Source organism: Streptomyces sp. KL2, assembly GCF_046529545.1.
Classification (GTDB): Bacteria; Actinomycetota; Actinomycetes; order Streptomycetales; family Streptomycetaceae; genus Streptomyces; species Streptomyces radiopugnans.
Window position 1 is genome coordinate 5002039 of record NZ_CP127170.1, and the last position, 14097, is coordinate 5016135.

Annotated in this window: 12 protein-coding genes; 8 read left to right on the forward strand and 4 right to left on the reverse strand. The window is 74.6% G+C overall.

From position 1 onward, the window contains the following. Positions 1 to 3: 3 nt before the first annotated feature. Both QPK52_RS22510 and QPK52_RS22515 read right to left on the reverse strand, forming a co-directional pair. Positions 4 to 750: a carbonic anhydrase gene (locus QPK52_RS22510; RefSeq protein ID WP_410539263.1), complete on the reverse strand. Its 747-nt coding sequence runs from the start codon at positions 748 to 750 to the stop codon at positions 4 to 6. A 179-nt stretch (positions 751 to 929) separates the two neighbouring features. Further along, a complete protein-coding gene (locus QPK52_RS22515; protein ID WP_410539265.1) occupies positions 930 to 1610 on the reverse strand; it encodes a lysophospholipid acyltransferase family protein in 681 nt (226 codons plus the stop codon). A 246-nt stretch (positions 1611 to 1856) separates the two neighbouring features. Here QPK52_RS22515 and QPK52_RS22520 point away from each other — a divergent pair, with 246 nt between their 5' ends. Together QPK52_RS22520 and QPK52_RS22525 are read left to right on the forward strand one after the other, a co-directional pair. Further along, entirely contained in the window at positions 1857 to 3023 is a 1167-nt protein-coding gene (locus QPK52_RS22520) for a glycerophosphodiester phosphodiesterase (protein ID WP_410539266.1), read from the forward strand. Positions 3024 to 3401: 378 nt separating this feature from the next. Then, a complete protein-coding gene (locus tag QPK52_RS22525; RefSeq protein WP_410539267.1) occupies positions 3402 to 3929 on the forward strand; it encodes a GNAT family N-acetyltransferase in 528 nt (175 codons plus the stop codon). Between the two features lie 126 nt (positions 3930 to 4055). Here QPK52_RS22525 and QPK52_RS22530 read toward each other — a convergent pair whose 3' ends face one another. Continuing rightward, positions 4056 to 4484, reverse strand: a complete 429-nt coding sequence (locus tag QPK52_RS22530) for a hypothetical protein (RefSeq protein WP_410539268.1) — start codon at positions 4482 to 4484, stop codon at positions 4056 to 4058. Then, on the reverse strand, positions 4477 to 4845 hold the full coding sequence (locus QPK52_RS22535; RefSeq protein ID WP_093850905.1) for a hypothetical protein: 369 nt from the start codon (positions 4843 to 4845) through the stop codon (positions 4477 to 4479). Before QPK52_RS22535 ends, QPK52_RS22530 begins: the two co-directional genes overlap by 8 nt. A gap of 584 nt (positions 4846 to 5429) precedes the next feature. Here QPK52_RS22535 and QPK52_RS22540 point away from each other — a divergent pair. From QPK52_RS22540 to cobT, 6 genes are all read left to right on the forward strand, one after another. After that, complete coding sequence (locus tag QPK52_RS22540; protein WP_410539269.1) at positions 5430 to 6569, forward strand: methionine ABC transporter ATP-binding protein; 1140 nt, start codon at positions 5430 to 5432, stop codon at positions 6567 to 6569. Then, positions 6566 to 7234: a methionine ABC transporter permease gene (locus QPK52_RS22545; protein WP_410539270.1), complete on the forward strand. Its 669-nt coding sequence runs from the start codon at positions 6566 to 6568 to the stop codon at positions 7232 to 7234. Before QPK52_RS22540 ends, QPK52_RS22545 begins: the two co-directional genes overlap by 4 nt. 111 nt (positions 7235 to 7345) lie before the next feature. Continuing rightward, complete coding sequence (locus QPK52_RS22550) at positions 7346 to 8221, forward strand: MetQ/NlpA family ABC transporter substrate-binding protein (protein WP_410539271.1); 876 nt, start codon at positions 7346 to 7348, stop codon at positions 8219 to 8221. 110 nt (positions 8222 to 8331) lie between these two features. Continuing rightward, positions 8332 to 8997 carry a GNAT family N-acetyltransferase gene (locus QPK52_RS22555; RefSeq protein ID WP_410539272.1) on the forward strand — a complete coding sequence of 222 codons (666 nt, stop codon included), beginning with the start codon at positions 8332 to 8334 and terminating at the stop codon, positions 8995 to 8997. 205 nt (positions 8998 to 9202) lie between these two features. Further along, the gene (gene cbiE, locus QPK52_RS22560) at positions 9203 to 10444 is read left to right on the forward strand and encodes a precorrin-6y C5,15-methyltransferase (decarboxylating) subunit CbiE (protein WP_410539273.1); all 1242 of its coding nucleotides are present in this window, start codon (positions 9203 to 9205) and stop codon (positions 10442 to 10444) included. Between the two features lie 204 nt (positions 10445 to 10648). After that, positions 10649 to 14047, forward strand: a complete 3399-nt coding sequence (gene cobT / locus QPK52_RS22565) for a nicotinate-nucleotide--dimethylbenzimidazole phosphoribosyltransferase (RefSeq protein ID WP_410539274.1) — start codon at positions 10649 to 10651, stop codon at positions 14045 to 14047. Positions 14048 to 14097: the final 50 nt, after the last annotated feature.

Genomic DNA, 14097 nt, shown 5'->3' on the forward strand with positions numbered 1-14097 from the left:
ATGTCAGGGACCGGCGGGGAACTCCACATTGCCGGTCTCCTCCCGGCAGTGGGCTCCGACCACCTCCAACTCGCCCCGCCGCAGCAGCGGCAGCAGGACCGGGTCGTCGCGCAGGTGCGCGACGACCCGGTCCTGCTGCGCCCGGACGGTGTTCTCCACCGCGTCGCCCGGAGCCTCCGAGCCGTCCCGGCAGGCCGCCGCCAACCGGGCGGCCGCCACGGCCAGATGGGCCGGCGGCCGGGTGCCGGCCGTACGCGACTCGAGCGCCGCCGCCACCGCCCCGCAGCGCTCGTGTCCCAGGACGACCACCAGCGGCACGCCCAGCTCCACCGGCCCGTACTCGACACTGCCCTCGACCGTCGCGTCCAGGGTGTGTGCGGCGGTGCGGATCACCAGCAGTGCCCCGGGCTCCTGGCCGAACAGCGTCTCCGGCGGCACCGGGCAGTCCACACAGGCCAGAACGGCGGCGACGGGGCGCCGGGCGGCGGAGCACCCGCCGCCTCCCCTCCTCGCGCCCCTCGCGCCCCTCCCGGCCCGGCGGGCGTTCCCCTCGCGCAGCAGCCGCAGCGCCTCGGCGGGTGTGAGCCGCCGCTCCTGTGCGTCCGTGCCCTCGGCGCCCGTGTTCCCGGCTCCCGTGCCCTTCTTCCCCGTGCCCTCCGCGCCGCGCGGCCGGACGTCCCGCGGAGCGCCGCCGGGCAGGCGGACGGCCCCGCGCAGTGTCCAGCGGTGGTTCCTCGGCGAGCGCGGCACGTGTTCCTCCAGGTCTGTCGGCGTCCTGGGGAAGCATGGACCGCCCTGCCTTCCGCTACGCCCCCGGAAGGGGTGAACCGGAAGGCGCCGAGGGGACGCGGTTCACCCGCGGGGGCGAACGGCCGCTTCGAGGGAGGGCCGTTTTCGGGAAGGGGCCGCCGCGCACCGCCGGCGGGGGTTCAGGCCGCCTTCGCCTTGGTGGCGTACATGTCCACGTACTCCTGGCCCGACAGCCGCATCACATGGCTCATCACCTCGTCGGTCACGGCCCGCAGCACATAGCGGTCGCGGTCCATGCCCTCGTAGCGCGAGAAGTCCAGCGGCTCGCCGAAGCGGACGGTGATCCGGCGGCCCGGGCCGATCCGGGGCAGTCCGCTGCCGCCCGGCTGTACGCGGTCGGTGCCGATCATCGCGAACGGGACGACCGGCGCGCCGGTCATCAGCGTCAGCCTGGCGATGCCGGTGCGGCCCCGGTACAGGCGGCCGTCGGGGGAGCGGGTGCCCTCCGGGTAGATGCCGAAGACGTTGCCCTCCTCCAGCACCCGGCGGCCGGTCATCAGCGCCGCGACGCCGCCGCGCCCGCCGTCGCGGTCCACCGGGATCATGCCGACGCCGGTGAAGAACCACGCCATCAGACGGCCCTTGAGGCTCTTTCCGGTGACGTACTCGTCCTTGCCGATGAAGAAGACCTGCCGGTCGACGACGATCGGGAGGATCATCGAGTCGATGAAGGTCAGGTGGTTGCCGGCCAGGATCACCGGGCCGCTGCCGGGGATCCGCTCCGCTCCCTCGACCTGCGGACGGAACAGCACGCGCAGGAGCGGGCCGAGCAGCGCCTTGATGAGCAGGAAACGGGACAACGTGCCCTCCGGTCGTGATGGTCAGCGCGCGCACCCGCGCAGGTGAGTACGGTACTCGCCGGTCACCGGCGGGCGCGCGCCGGGTTCGTCCCACGGATACCCCGTGATGGCGCGATTTGTCAGCCGTTCACGCCACGTTTCGTGTGCGGTCTCCCGCAGTGAAGCGACGCGCACCTACCATGCGCGGGTTCCGTTGCTTGTCAGGTGCGGGACAGTCACAGGCGTGTGAAGGGGAGAGGAGAGCCCATGGGACAGGCGCAGAGGCCGGACCGCAGAACCGTGCTGGGCGCGGCGGTGCTGGGCGCGGGCGCGGCGGCACTGGGACCGGCCGCCACCGCGGCGGCGGCCGACGGCGGGAAGGGGAGCGGCGCGGGCCGCGGGCGCACGGCCCTGCCGGCACCCGCCGTCATCGCCCACCGCGGTGCCAGCGGCTACCGGCCCGAGCACACCCTGGGGGCCTACCAACTCGCCCTCGACATGGGCGCCGACGTCATCGAGCAGGACCTCGTGCCCACCCGGGACGGTCATCTCGTCTGCCGCCACGAGAACGACATCACCGGCACCACGGACGTGGCCGACCACCCGGAGTTCGCCGGCCGCAGGACCACCAAGACGGTGGACGGCGCCGAGATCACCGGCTGGTTCACCGAGGACTTCACCCTCGCCGAACTCAAGACGCTGCGCGCCACCGAGCGCATCCCCGGCACCCGCCCCGACAACACCCTCTACGACGGCCGCTGGACGGTCCCGTCCTTCGAGGAGGTGCTGCGCTGGGCCGAGCGCGAGGGCCGCCGGCGCGGACGCCCGGTCTGGCTCCACGTCGAGACCAAGCACCCCAGCTACTTCCGCGCGCTGGGCCTGGGCCTGGAGGAGCGGCTGGCGAAGCTGCTGCGCCGCTACGGGCGGGACCGCGCGAACTCCCCCACGTTCCTGCAGTCCTTCGAGCCGACCAGCATGGAGCGGATGAGCCGGCTGGTGAGGACCCCGCGCGTGGTGCTGCTGTGGACCGCCGACTCCCGTCCCTGGGACTTCGAACAGGCCGGCGACCCGCGCACCGTGGCCGACCTCGCCACCCCCGAGGGGCTGGAGTGGATCTCCGGCTTCGCCCAGGGCGTCGGCCCGGTGCTCGACCTCGTCATCCCCCGGCGGGCGGACGGGCGGCTGGGCGAGCCCACCACCCTGGTGCGCGACGCCCACGCCCGCGGGCTGCTGCTCCACCCGTACACCATGCGCAACGAGAACCGCTTCCTGCCCGCGGACTTCCACCGCGGCGCCGACCCGGACGCGTACGGGGACGCCTTCGGCGCCCTGCGCGCGTACTTCGAGACGGGCATCGACGGCATCTTCGCCGACCAGCCGGACACCGCCCTGCTGGCCGCCGAGGACTTCCGCCGGGACTTCCGCCGGGGCTGACGGCCGGCCGGACCGGCCCGGCGGCCCCGAGGGCGGCGCGGACCGCGGTGGTCACCCTTGCGGGTGGCGCACACGCGGTCCGCGCATCCGTTTCCGCCCCCGAACGCCACGGCGGCCGCGGTACAGGAGGACCTGCCCACCGGACCCCGCCCGCGGGGAAGCCGCCCGGGAGTTGGGAATCTCACAGGGCGGTCCCGGACCGATTCGTTCCCATTGCATCGATTGCCTGCGCAGAATGCTCCCGGCGGAGGTTGCGCCCCCCGAACCAGGGGAAGGGTGCGGTGAACCACCGGCGTCATCAGGGCAGACAGTTCGGGCGCGCGACCCTCGTTCCGCATGCGCGCCCGGACGCGACGAGACATGGGGAGACGTGCGCACATGGGAATGAGCGTGACCATCTCTGCGGCGACGGACGAAGACGTCGAGCAGATCCTCAAACTGCAGTACCTGTGCTACCAGTCCGAGGCCGCGCTCTACGGCGACTACGGCATCGAGCCGCTCACCCAGACCCTCGACGACCTCCGCGCCGAACTGGCCCGCGGCTGCGTGCTCGTGGCCCGGCTCGGCGAGGAGGTCGTCGGCTCGGTACGCGGCCGTGTCGAGGACGACGGCACGGCCGTGATCGGCAAACTGATCGTCCACCCCCGCATGCAGCGCCACGGGCTCGGCAGGAGGCTGCTGTCCGCGGTCGAGGAGCGCCTGGCGCGGGAGCGGTCCGCCCGGCGCTACCGGCTGTCCACCGGCCACCGCAGCGAGGGCAGCATCCGCCTCTACCGCAGGCTCGGCTACACCCCGGTGGCCACCGAACAGGTCTCCTCCAGGCTGAGCATGGTGACCCTGGAGAAGGCGCCGCGGCCGTCTCCGGCGGGCGGGGAGGTCTCCCGGACGTACGCCGCCAGCGCCTGACCGGCGCCCGGTACGCGTCCCGTACGCGCTCGGGCCGCCCCGGCGACACCCGCCGGGGCGGCCCGAGCGCGTACCGGGGCCGCCGAGCCGGGGAGGAGCGCCGCGCCGCCCGTACCGCTTCCGCGGTCAGACCGCTTTGGCCCCGGCGGGCGAGCGGCGCAGCCACAGCAGGCCGATCACCGGCAGGACCAGCGGGAGCAGCAGATACCCCAGGCCGTAGTTCGACCAGACGGTCGCGTCGGGGAAGGCGGCCGGATCCAGCACCGTCCAGGTGCCGACCGTCAGCACCCCGGCCAGCTCGGCGGCGCAGCACACCAGCGCCACCCGGCGGGCGCCCCTGCCGCCGCGCACCAGGGCGACGGTGATCACCACGTACACCGCCGCGGCCACCGCCGAGAGGACGTACGCCAGCGGCGCCTCGTGGAAGCGCGTGGAGAGCTGGTAGACCGAGCGGGAGGTCGCGCCGACCGCGAAGACCGCGTACAGCGTGACCAGCAGCCTGCCCGGCCCGCGGTTCAGACCCGAGGGCGCCGGAGGGCCCGAGGGCTCAGCCATGCCCGCCTCCCCACACGTCGTACAGCCGCACCTGGAGCACGGCCATCACCACCGCGCCCGCGGCGACCGTCGCCGAACCCCAGCGGGTGCGTTCGGCCAGGGACATGAAGCCGACCGCCGGCACGCAGGCCGCAACGCCCAGCAGGTAGGAGACGAAGACCACCGTGCCGCCGTCCGGCTTCTCGCCGCGCGCCAGCTGCACGACGCCGACCACCAGCTGCACCAGGGCGAGCGCGGTCACCACGGCCATGCCGGCGAAGTGCCAGTCCTTGGTCGGCTGGTCCCGGTAGGCCGCGAAGCCGCACCAGGCGGCCAGGGCGAGCGCGGCCACGGCGACCGCGACCGTCAGCGGGGTGAGCATGTCGGCACTGTATTCGAGCCCGTCATCGCGGACGAAACGACCCCTCCCGAAGTCCCTCCGAATCTTTCCCGGGCCCCTGCCGACCGTGGCCTTGACCACATGCCGGGCTGTTCACCGGATGGTCCGCGAACGGCTTCCGCGCAGGTGGCGGCGGGTGCGACGGCTCTTTCCGCAGGTGGGCGCGCCGGGCGCCGCACACCGCCGGCCGTCCACTATCCGGACAGGGGCGTCCGTTTTTTACGTGTAGAGACCAGGAGTCTGCTTTACTCTTCCGCATGACCGCGACGAGCTACCGCATCCGTGCGACCGAGGCGACGATGACGCCCGGTGCTCGTCGTATGTGTCGAATGTGTGACCGCTGAGGGCCCCCGTCCGAGCCGCCTCGCGCCCCGAAGCGAGACCTGAGCCTTCCGCCTCCCGGCAGTCCGCCCGGAGGGCGCCGGATGCGCTCGGCCCCGCGCTCGCCCGTCGTCCGCCCGCCCGAGGCGTGATCTCCGGACAGCGGGTTCCCACCCTTTTCGTCAGGAACATCCGTGCCCGGCGCCGTACCCCCGCGCCGCGCACTCGACAGTGATGGACACCCAGTGATCACCACCACGGGACTCACCAAGGTCTACCGTTCCCGAGGCCGCGACGTGACCGCGCTCGACGGCGTCGACCTCCACGTCCGCGAGGGCGAGGTCTTCGGCGTCGTCGGCCGCAGCGGAGCGGGGAAGTCCTCCCTCATCCGCTGCGTCAACCTGCTGGAGCGCCCCACCTCCGGCACGGTCGTCGTCGACGGACAGGACCTCACCGCCCTGGCCGGGCGCGGACCGCGGGCCGGCGCCGAGCTGCGCCGGGCCCGCAGCCGCATCGGCATGGTCTTCCAGCACTTCAACCTGCTGTCCTCCCGGACCGTCCAGGGCAACGTCGAACTGCCGCTGGAGATCCTCGGCGTCCCCGGCCGCGAGCGCGCCCGCAAGGCCCGGGAACTGCTGGGCCTGGTCGGCCTCGCCGACCACGCCCGCTCCTGGCCCGCACAGCTCTCCGGCGGCCAGAAGCAGCGCGTCGGCATCGCCCGGGCACTGGCGGGCGACCCCAAGGTGCTGCTGTCGGACGAGGCGACCTCCGCGCTCGACCCGGAGACCACCCGCTCCGTCCTGGCCCTGCTGCGCGACCTCAACCGGCAGCTCGGCCTGACCGTCCTGCTCATCACGCACGAGATGGACGTCGTCAAGGCCGTCTGCGACTCGGCCGCGCTGATGCGGGACGGGAAGGTCGCGGAGTCCGGCACCGTCTCGGGGCTGCTTGCCACCCCCGGCTCGGAGCTGGCCCGCGAGCTGTTCCCCCTCGGGGGGAAGCCCCCGGCCGGGGAGGCGGAGACCGGGGCGGGGCCGGTCCGGGAGCGCACCGTCGTGGACGTCACCTTCCACGGCGAGAGCACCGGACGGCCGCTGATCTCCCAGCTCTCGCGCACCCACGACATCGACGTGTCGATCCTGGGCGCAGCCATGGACACCATCGGCGGCCGCCAGGTGGGCCGGATGCGGATCGAACTGCCCGGAGCCCCCGAGGACAACGCCGTGCCGATCGGCTTCCTGCGCGAGCGGGGACTGACCGTCGAGTTCCCCGGAGCGACCGGGACCGTCAGGCCCTCCGGAAGCCCCGGGACTCCCCGGACCCCCGAGAATCCCGGGACCCCCCGGGCCCCCGAGACCCCCGAGACCATGGAGAAGACCCGATGACCTGGCCGGAGATGCAGCCCATCCTGCTCCAGGGCACCGTCGACACCCTCTACATGGTCGGCTGGTCCACCCTCGTCACCGTCCTGGGCGGCCTCCCGCTGGGCGTGCTGCTGGTGCTCACCGACCGCGGCGGGCTGCTGGCGAACAGGACGGTCAACAAGGCCGTCGGCGTCGTGGTCAACGTCGGGCGCTCCCTGCCCTTCATCATCCTCGTCGTCGCCCTGATCCCCTTCACCCGCCTGGTCGTCGGCACCTCCATCGGCCCGACGGCCGCCGTGGTGCCGCTGTCCATCGGCGCCATCCCCTTCTTCGCCCGCCTGGTGGAGACGGCCGTGCGCGAGGTGGACCACGGACTGGTCGAGGCCGTCCTGTCCATGGGCGGCGGCACCGGCACGGTCGTCTTCAAGGCGCTGCTGCCGCAGGCCCTGCCCTCCCTCGTGGCCGGTCTGACCACCACCGTCATCACCCTCGTCGGCTACTCCGCGATGGCCGGCGCGGTGGGCGCCGAAGGCCTGGGCAGCAAGGCCATCACCTACGGCTACCAGCGCTTCGAGACCGGCTTCATGCTCGCCACCGTCGTCGTGCTGCTCGCCCTCGTCACCGCCGTGCAGCTCCTGGGCGACGGCGCGGTGCGCCTGCTCTCCCGCCGCGAGCGCACCACCTGAACCACCCCCCGACCACCCCCCACATGGAAGCCGGACCCCTTGTCCGGCACCGACCGGAGCCCGGCATCCCCCGGAGCCCCGGAGAACGCAGAACGGAAAGAGGCACTCTTCGTGCGCACCATCACCAAGTCCGCCATCGCCAAGTCCGCCCGCACCAGGGCCACCGCCGCCGCGGCCACCGCCGCGCTGGCCCTCTCACTGGCCGCCTGCGGCACCGACTCCGACCCCGCCGCCTCCGGCGGCTCGGGGGACGCCGACGCGCCGCTGACCGTCGCGGCCTCCCCGACCCCGCACGCCGACATCCTCGGCTTCGTCAAGGAGAACCTGGCCGAGAAGGCCGGACTGAAGCTGGAGATCAGGGAGTTCACCGACTACGTGCTCCCCAACACCGCCACCGAGAACGGCGAGGTCGACGCCAACTACTTCCAGCACAAGCCCTACCTGGACGACGTCAACGCCAAGCAGGGCACCCACCTGGTGCCGGTGACGGGCGTCCACCTGGAACCGCTGGGCCTCTACTCCTCCACCCTGAAGAAGGCCTCCGAGCTCGGCGCCGGCGACACCGTCGCGGTGCCCAACGACACCACCAACGAGGGCCGCGCCCTCAAGCTCCTGGACGACCATGGCCTGATCGAGCTCAAGGACGGCGCCGGGCAGGACGCCACCCTCTCCGACATCGCCGACGCCAAGGGCCTGGAGTTCAAGGAGCTGGAGGCCGCCGCGCTGCCCCGATCCCTCGACGACGTGGACGCCGCCGTCATCAACGGCAACTACGCCATCGAGGCCGGTCTGGAGCCCTCCGAGGACGCCCTGGCCCTGGAGGAGGCCGAGGGCAACCCCTACGTCAACCTCCTGGTCGTCAAGGAGGGCGGCGAGGACGACCCGCGGGTGAGGAAGCTGGCCGACCTGCTGGCCTCCGAGGAGGTCGCCGACTTCATCGAGCGCAAGTACCGGGGCTCGGTGGTGGCCGCGGCCGACGCCTCCTGACACCGGTACGGCGGTGAGCCGGGCCCCGGCGGGGGGCCGGGGCCCGCGCTGCACGCCGCCGGGACGATGCTGCATGCTGTGCACTCGACCCCGTCAGGCTGGAGCGGCGCATGACATCCATCTTCCCGGAGATCTCGATCAGCACGGAACGGCTCGTGCTGCGTCCCCTCGAGACCGAGGACGCCCCCGCGTTCACCGAGATGATGAACGACGAACTGGTCACCGCCTGGACCTCCGCGCCCGTCCCCTACACCGAGGACCACGCCCGGGAGTGGATCGCCCGGGGGGCGCCCGCGGAGCGGACCGAGGGACGCGGCATCGTCTTCGCCGTCGTCGAGTTCCTCACCCAGCGCCTGGTCGGCACCGTCCATCTGCGCAAGGCCGACTGGCGGGTGCTGTCCGTCGAGGCCGCGTACGTGATCGCCCCCTGGGCACGCGGCGAGGGGTATGCCGCCGAGTCGCTGCTCGCCGCCGTCCAGTGGCTGTTCCAGGACCGGAAGTTCGAGCGGCTGGAGATCCGCACCCCGGCCGACAACACCGCCTCGCAGCAGGTCGCCCAGAAGGTCGGCTGCGTCAGCGAGGGAGTGCTGCGCAACGCCTGGATAGCCCGGACCCGCACCGAGGACGGGAGCTGGACCGACATCCGCACCGACCTGATCGTGTGGAGCCTGCTGCCGGAGGACCTGGAGGACGGGCCGGGCGAGGCGGCCGGCGCCGGCGGGTACTCCGCCTACCCCGAGGCCGGGAGCTACTCCGCCTACCCCGACTGGCGCTGACGGCCCGGGAGCCCGAGCCGTGCGGCCCGAGCCGCGAAGCCCCGGCCGGCTCCCCGCGCCGGGCGCGGTAACCTCACTGCGGCGATCCCACCGCCCCACCGCCCTGCAGCCCCACCGTCCTGTCGACACCGCAACACCGCGCACCGCACACGTTCCCGCACCGCCTTCCGCCCCCGCCCCGCGACGCGCCAGGAGAGAGCCGACGATGGCCGACCGTGTCACCGTGATCGGGTGGGACGGCTCGCCGCTGACAGAGGCCGCCCGCGCCGCCCTCGGAGCCGCCACCCTCGTCGCCGGCGCCGCCCATCACCTGGCCCTCCCGGAGGTCCCGCCCGGTGCCGAACGCATCCGGCTGGGCAGCGTGGCGCTGGCCGCCCGCCGCATCGCCGGGCACCGCGGCACCGCGGTGGTGCTCGCCGACGGCGACCCCGGCTTCTTCGGCGTCGTCCGCACCCTGCGCGCACCCGAGTACGGCCTGGAGGTCGAGGTCGTACCGGCCGTCTCCTCCGTCGCCGCGGCCTTCGCCCGCGCGGGGATGCCCTGGGACGACGCGCAGATCGTCGTCGCCCACGGCCGCACCCTGCGCCGCGCCGTCAACGTCTGCCGCGCCCACACCAAGGTCGCCGTCCTCACCTCGCCCGGTGCCGGGCCCGCCGAACTGGCCCTGCTGCTGGAGGGGGTGCACCGCACCTTCTTCATCTGCGAGGCCCTGGGCACCGACCGCGAGCGGGTCACCGTACTGACCTCCGACAAGGTCGCCGACCACGTCTGGCGCGACCCCAACGTCGTGATCGTGGTGGGCGGTTCGGCCGCCGCTGCCGGGCCCGGCGCGGCGGACCGGGGCGGATGGCTGGCCGGACGCGATCCGAACTACCCGCCCGCTGTCCGGGGCTGGGCCCTGCCGGCCGCCGAGTACGCCGGGCAGGACACCCGGGCGGCGGCCCCCGCCGGGACCGCGGACTCCGCGCAGTTGCGCGCCGCCCAGCTCGCCCGGCTCGGCCCCAGACCCGGTGACCTGCTGTGGGACATCGGCGCGGGCAGCGGAGCCGTCGCCGTGGAGGCCGCCCGCTTCGGCGCCGCGGTCCTCGCGGTCGAGCGCGACGCGGCGGCCTGCGCGCGGATGTCCGCCGCCGCACGGCGCTTCGGCGTCCAACTCCAGGTCGTGCACGGCATCGCGCCCCTGGCGCTGGAGGCGCTGCCCGAACCCGACGTGGTGCGCGTCGGCGGGGGAGGGGTGCGTACGGTCGCCGCCTGCGCCGACCGCAGACCCGAGAGGATCGTCACACACGCCTCCACGCGCGACGAGGCCGAGGCCGTCGGGCGGGTGCTCGCGGACGGCGGGTACGCCGTGGAGTGCGCCCTGATCCAGTCCCTCGAACTGGACACCCGGGAATGGACGGAACGCGAACGCGCGGTCGTCTTCCTGCTGTCCGGCAGCCGGATGTGATCTCGCCCGAGACGAACCGGACCAACCGGGGCCAGTCGTCCACCCCCCGCCTCCCGCGGGGTGCGGCGGCGGGTAGGCTGATGGACCGTTGTGCCGCCAGCCGGGGTTGACGCTTTGTCTGTCGATGTCCGGATGGTTCAGGCGGGGGCACGGCGGGCGCCCGCTGGGGCTGGAAGGAGCACTACCGATGGGCGAGGGGTACGCATGACTGACACCGGCCGGGTCCCGGGCGAGGGACAGCCGGAGAACGCAGGCGGACAGCCGGAGCAGCCGGGTACACCGGCACCCGGCACGTACACCTTCGCGGGCCCGGTCGAAGGTGTGGGGTCGGGCTACGAGGACGACCTGCTGCTGCCCGGCTCCCAGGGATGGGGCGAGGCGGCGGCGTCCGCCCAGTCCCAGGCGCACGCGTCCGCCCCCGTGCCCGGCCCGCGCGGGTCGGACGGATACGGGCAGTACCCGGCGCCGCCCGCGCAGACGGCCCGCGGGCAGGCGCCCCACACCGCCGCGACGCCTCCCCGGCCGCTGCACCTGGGGCCGCCCGTGCCCGAGCAGTCCGGTGTGGTGCGCACGCTCGCCGACCGCAGCAGCTCCCCGGCGGCTCCGGCGCCCACGCCCCCGCAGGGCATGCCCGTACGGCAGCCGGGACCGCCGACCACGGGGCCCGAGTACTTCGACGTCGCCCACGAGGAGCCCGCGGCGCAGGCCGCCCCGTCCCCGGAGGCGCTCTCCCCGCAGGCGCCCGGGACGACCGCGCCCGCCCCCGCCGCGCAGCCCGGACCGCAGCAGCCCGGCACGCTTCCGTCGGACCCGGTGCAGCCGGGCGCCTGGGCGCCGCAGCCCCCGGCACCGGAACAGGTGGCGGAACCGGCGCCCGCTCCCGTGCAGCCGGCGGCCGGATGGCCGACCGAGCCGCTGCCCGGCCCGGACCTGGCCGCGATGCCTCCCCTCCCGGACGCCGGTGAGGTGCCCGCCGCGCAGGTCCAGGCACCCGCTCCGGAGTTCGCGCCCGAGGCGGAGGCAGCGGAGCCGCACCCTCAGGAGCCCGTGCCGGCACCGGCACAGGAGGCTCCCGCACCCGAGCCCGAGCCCGCACCCGAGCCCGCTCCGGAGTCGGAGCCCGCGGCAGAGTCGGCGGCGGAGGCGGTCGAGGCCCCTGCCGCCGAGCCGCCCGCCGCCGAGCCCTCCGCACCCGGGACCGCCGTGGCCGGCCCCGCACCGCAGACCGCCGAAGAGCCGCGGGCCGCGGAACCGGGGCAGCAGTCCCGGCCCGTCGCCGAGCAGGTACCCGGGCCCGAGGCGCCGGAGCCCCCGGAGAACCCGGAAGGCACCGGGGAGTCCGTCACGGAGGAGGTCCCGGCGGACGCTTCTGCCGAGCCCGAGCCCGAGCCCGAGCCCGAGGTCGGGGCCGAGGCGGCCCTTGCGGAGCCCGCCCCCGCGGAACCCGGTTCCGAGGCGGTGGCCCAGGCTCCAGCCCCCGAACCCACCGCGGCCGAAACCGCGCCGGTCCAGGCGCCGTCCGAGCCCGTGCCCTCCGAGCCCGCGGCCGGGGCCCCCGCTCCGGAGCGGGCCGGGACCGGCGACGAACAGGCCCCCGCCCCCGCCCCCGAGCAGCAGCTCGCCGTGGCGGCGGTGCCCGGCGCCGGACCGCAGGTGATGGAGGCCGTGGCGGTCACCGCCGAGGCCCCCCGTCGGGACGACGGACAGCCGCCCGCCGCCGAGCAGGCGCCCGAGCCCGGGACGCCGGAGCCGGCCGGCACTGCGGAAACCGACGGTGCTGCGGAAACCGACGGTGCTGCGGAAACCGACGGTGCTGCGGAGGCCGGCGGTGCCGAAGCCGGTGCCGAAACCGGCGTCGCTCCCGCTCCCGCCGCCCCGGGGTACGACGAGGCCGAACGCGAGACGCTGCACCGCCTCATGCGCGAGCGGCGCGACATCCGCAACGGCTTCCGCTCCGACCCGATCCCCGACGACGTGCTGCTGCGCGTTCTGGAGGCGGCCCACACCGCCCCCAGCGTCGGCCACTCCCAGCCCTGGGACTTCGTCCTCATCCGCTCCGAGGAGACCCGCAGGACGATGCACGAGCTGGCCATGCGCCAGCGCGACGCGTACGCCCGTTCGCTGCCCCGGGCCCGTGCCAAGCAGTTCAGGGAGCTGAAGGTCGAGGCGATCCTCGACACCCCGGTCAACATCGTCGTCACCGCCGACCCCACCCGCGGCGGCCGCCACACCCTCGGCCGCCACACCCAGCCGAAGATGGCGCCCTACTCCTCGGCCCTGGCGGTGGAGAACCTCTGGCTCGCGGCCCGTGCCGAGGGCCTGGGCGTGGGCTGGGTCAGCTTCTTCGACGAGCGCGAGATGGTCCGGGTCCTCGGCCTGCCCGAGCACCTGGAGGTCGTCGCCTACCTGTGCATCGGGTACGTGGACGCCTTCCCGGACGAGCCCGAGCTGGTGCAGGCGGGCTGGTCCAGGCGCCGCCCGCTGTCCTGGGTCGTCCACGAGGAGTCCTACGGCCGCCGGGTCCTGCCCGGCGCGGAGGAGCCGCACGACCTGCTCACCGAGACCCTGGCGGGCATCCGCCCGCTGGACGCCAAGGCGCTCGGCGAGGCGTGGGAGCGCCAGAAGCGGATGACCAAGCCGTCCGGCGCGCTCGGCATGCTGGAGATCATCTCCGCGCAGCTCAGCGGTCTGGCCCGGCAGTGCCCCCCGCCGATCCCCGAGCCCGCGGCCGTCGCCGTCTTCGCCGGGGACCACGGGGTGCACGCCCAGGGCGTCACCGCCTGGCCGCAGGAGGTCACGGCGCAGATGGTGGCCAACTTCCTGGCCGGCGGCGCGGTCTGCAACGCCTTCGCCGGCCAGGTCGGCGCCGAGGTGTGCGTGGTGGACGTGGGCGTGGCGGCGGACCTGCCGTCCGCGCCCGGTCTGCTGCCGCGCAAGGTGCGGCCCGGCACGGCGGACTTCACCACCGGGCCCGCGCTCACCCGCGAGGAGGTGCTGCGCGCGGTCGAGGTGGGCATCGAGACCGCCCGCGACCTGGTGGCGGCGGGCAACAAGGCGCTGCTGACCGGTGAGATGGGCATCGCCAACACCACCGTCTCCGCCGCGCTGATCTCCGTCTTCACCGGCGCCGACCCGGCCGAGGTCACCGGCCGCGGCACCGGTGTCAGCGACGAGATGCACGCCCACAAGGTCGAGGTGGTGCGCCGCGCCCTGGAGCTGCACCGGCCCGACGCCTCCGACCCCCTCGGCGTCCTGGCGGCGGTCGGCGGGCTGGAGCACGCCGCGCTGACCGGGCTGATCCTCGGCGGCGCCTCGCTGCGCACCCCCGTCGTCCTTGACGGAGTGAGCGCGGGGGCGGCGGCCCTGGTCGCGCGGGCCATCGCGCCCGAGGCGCTGGCGGCCTGCATCGCCGGTCACCGCAGCGCGGAGCCCGGCCATGTCGCGGCACTGGCCAAGCTGGGGCTGCGCCCCCTGATCGACCTCGACCTGAGGCTCGGCGAGGGGACGGGCGCGCTGCTGGCCCTGCCCGTGGTGCAGAGCGCGGCCCGGGCCATGCACGAGGTCGCCACCTTCGACTCGGCGGGCGTCACCGAGAAGAACTGACGCGCCCCGCCGCCGTACTCCCCGCAGGCCGCCGGGAGGGCCCGAGCCCT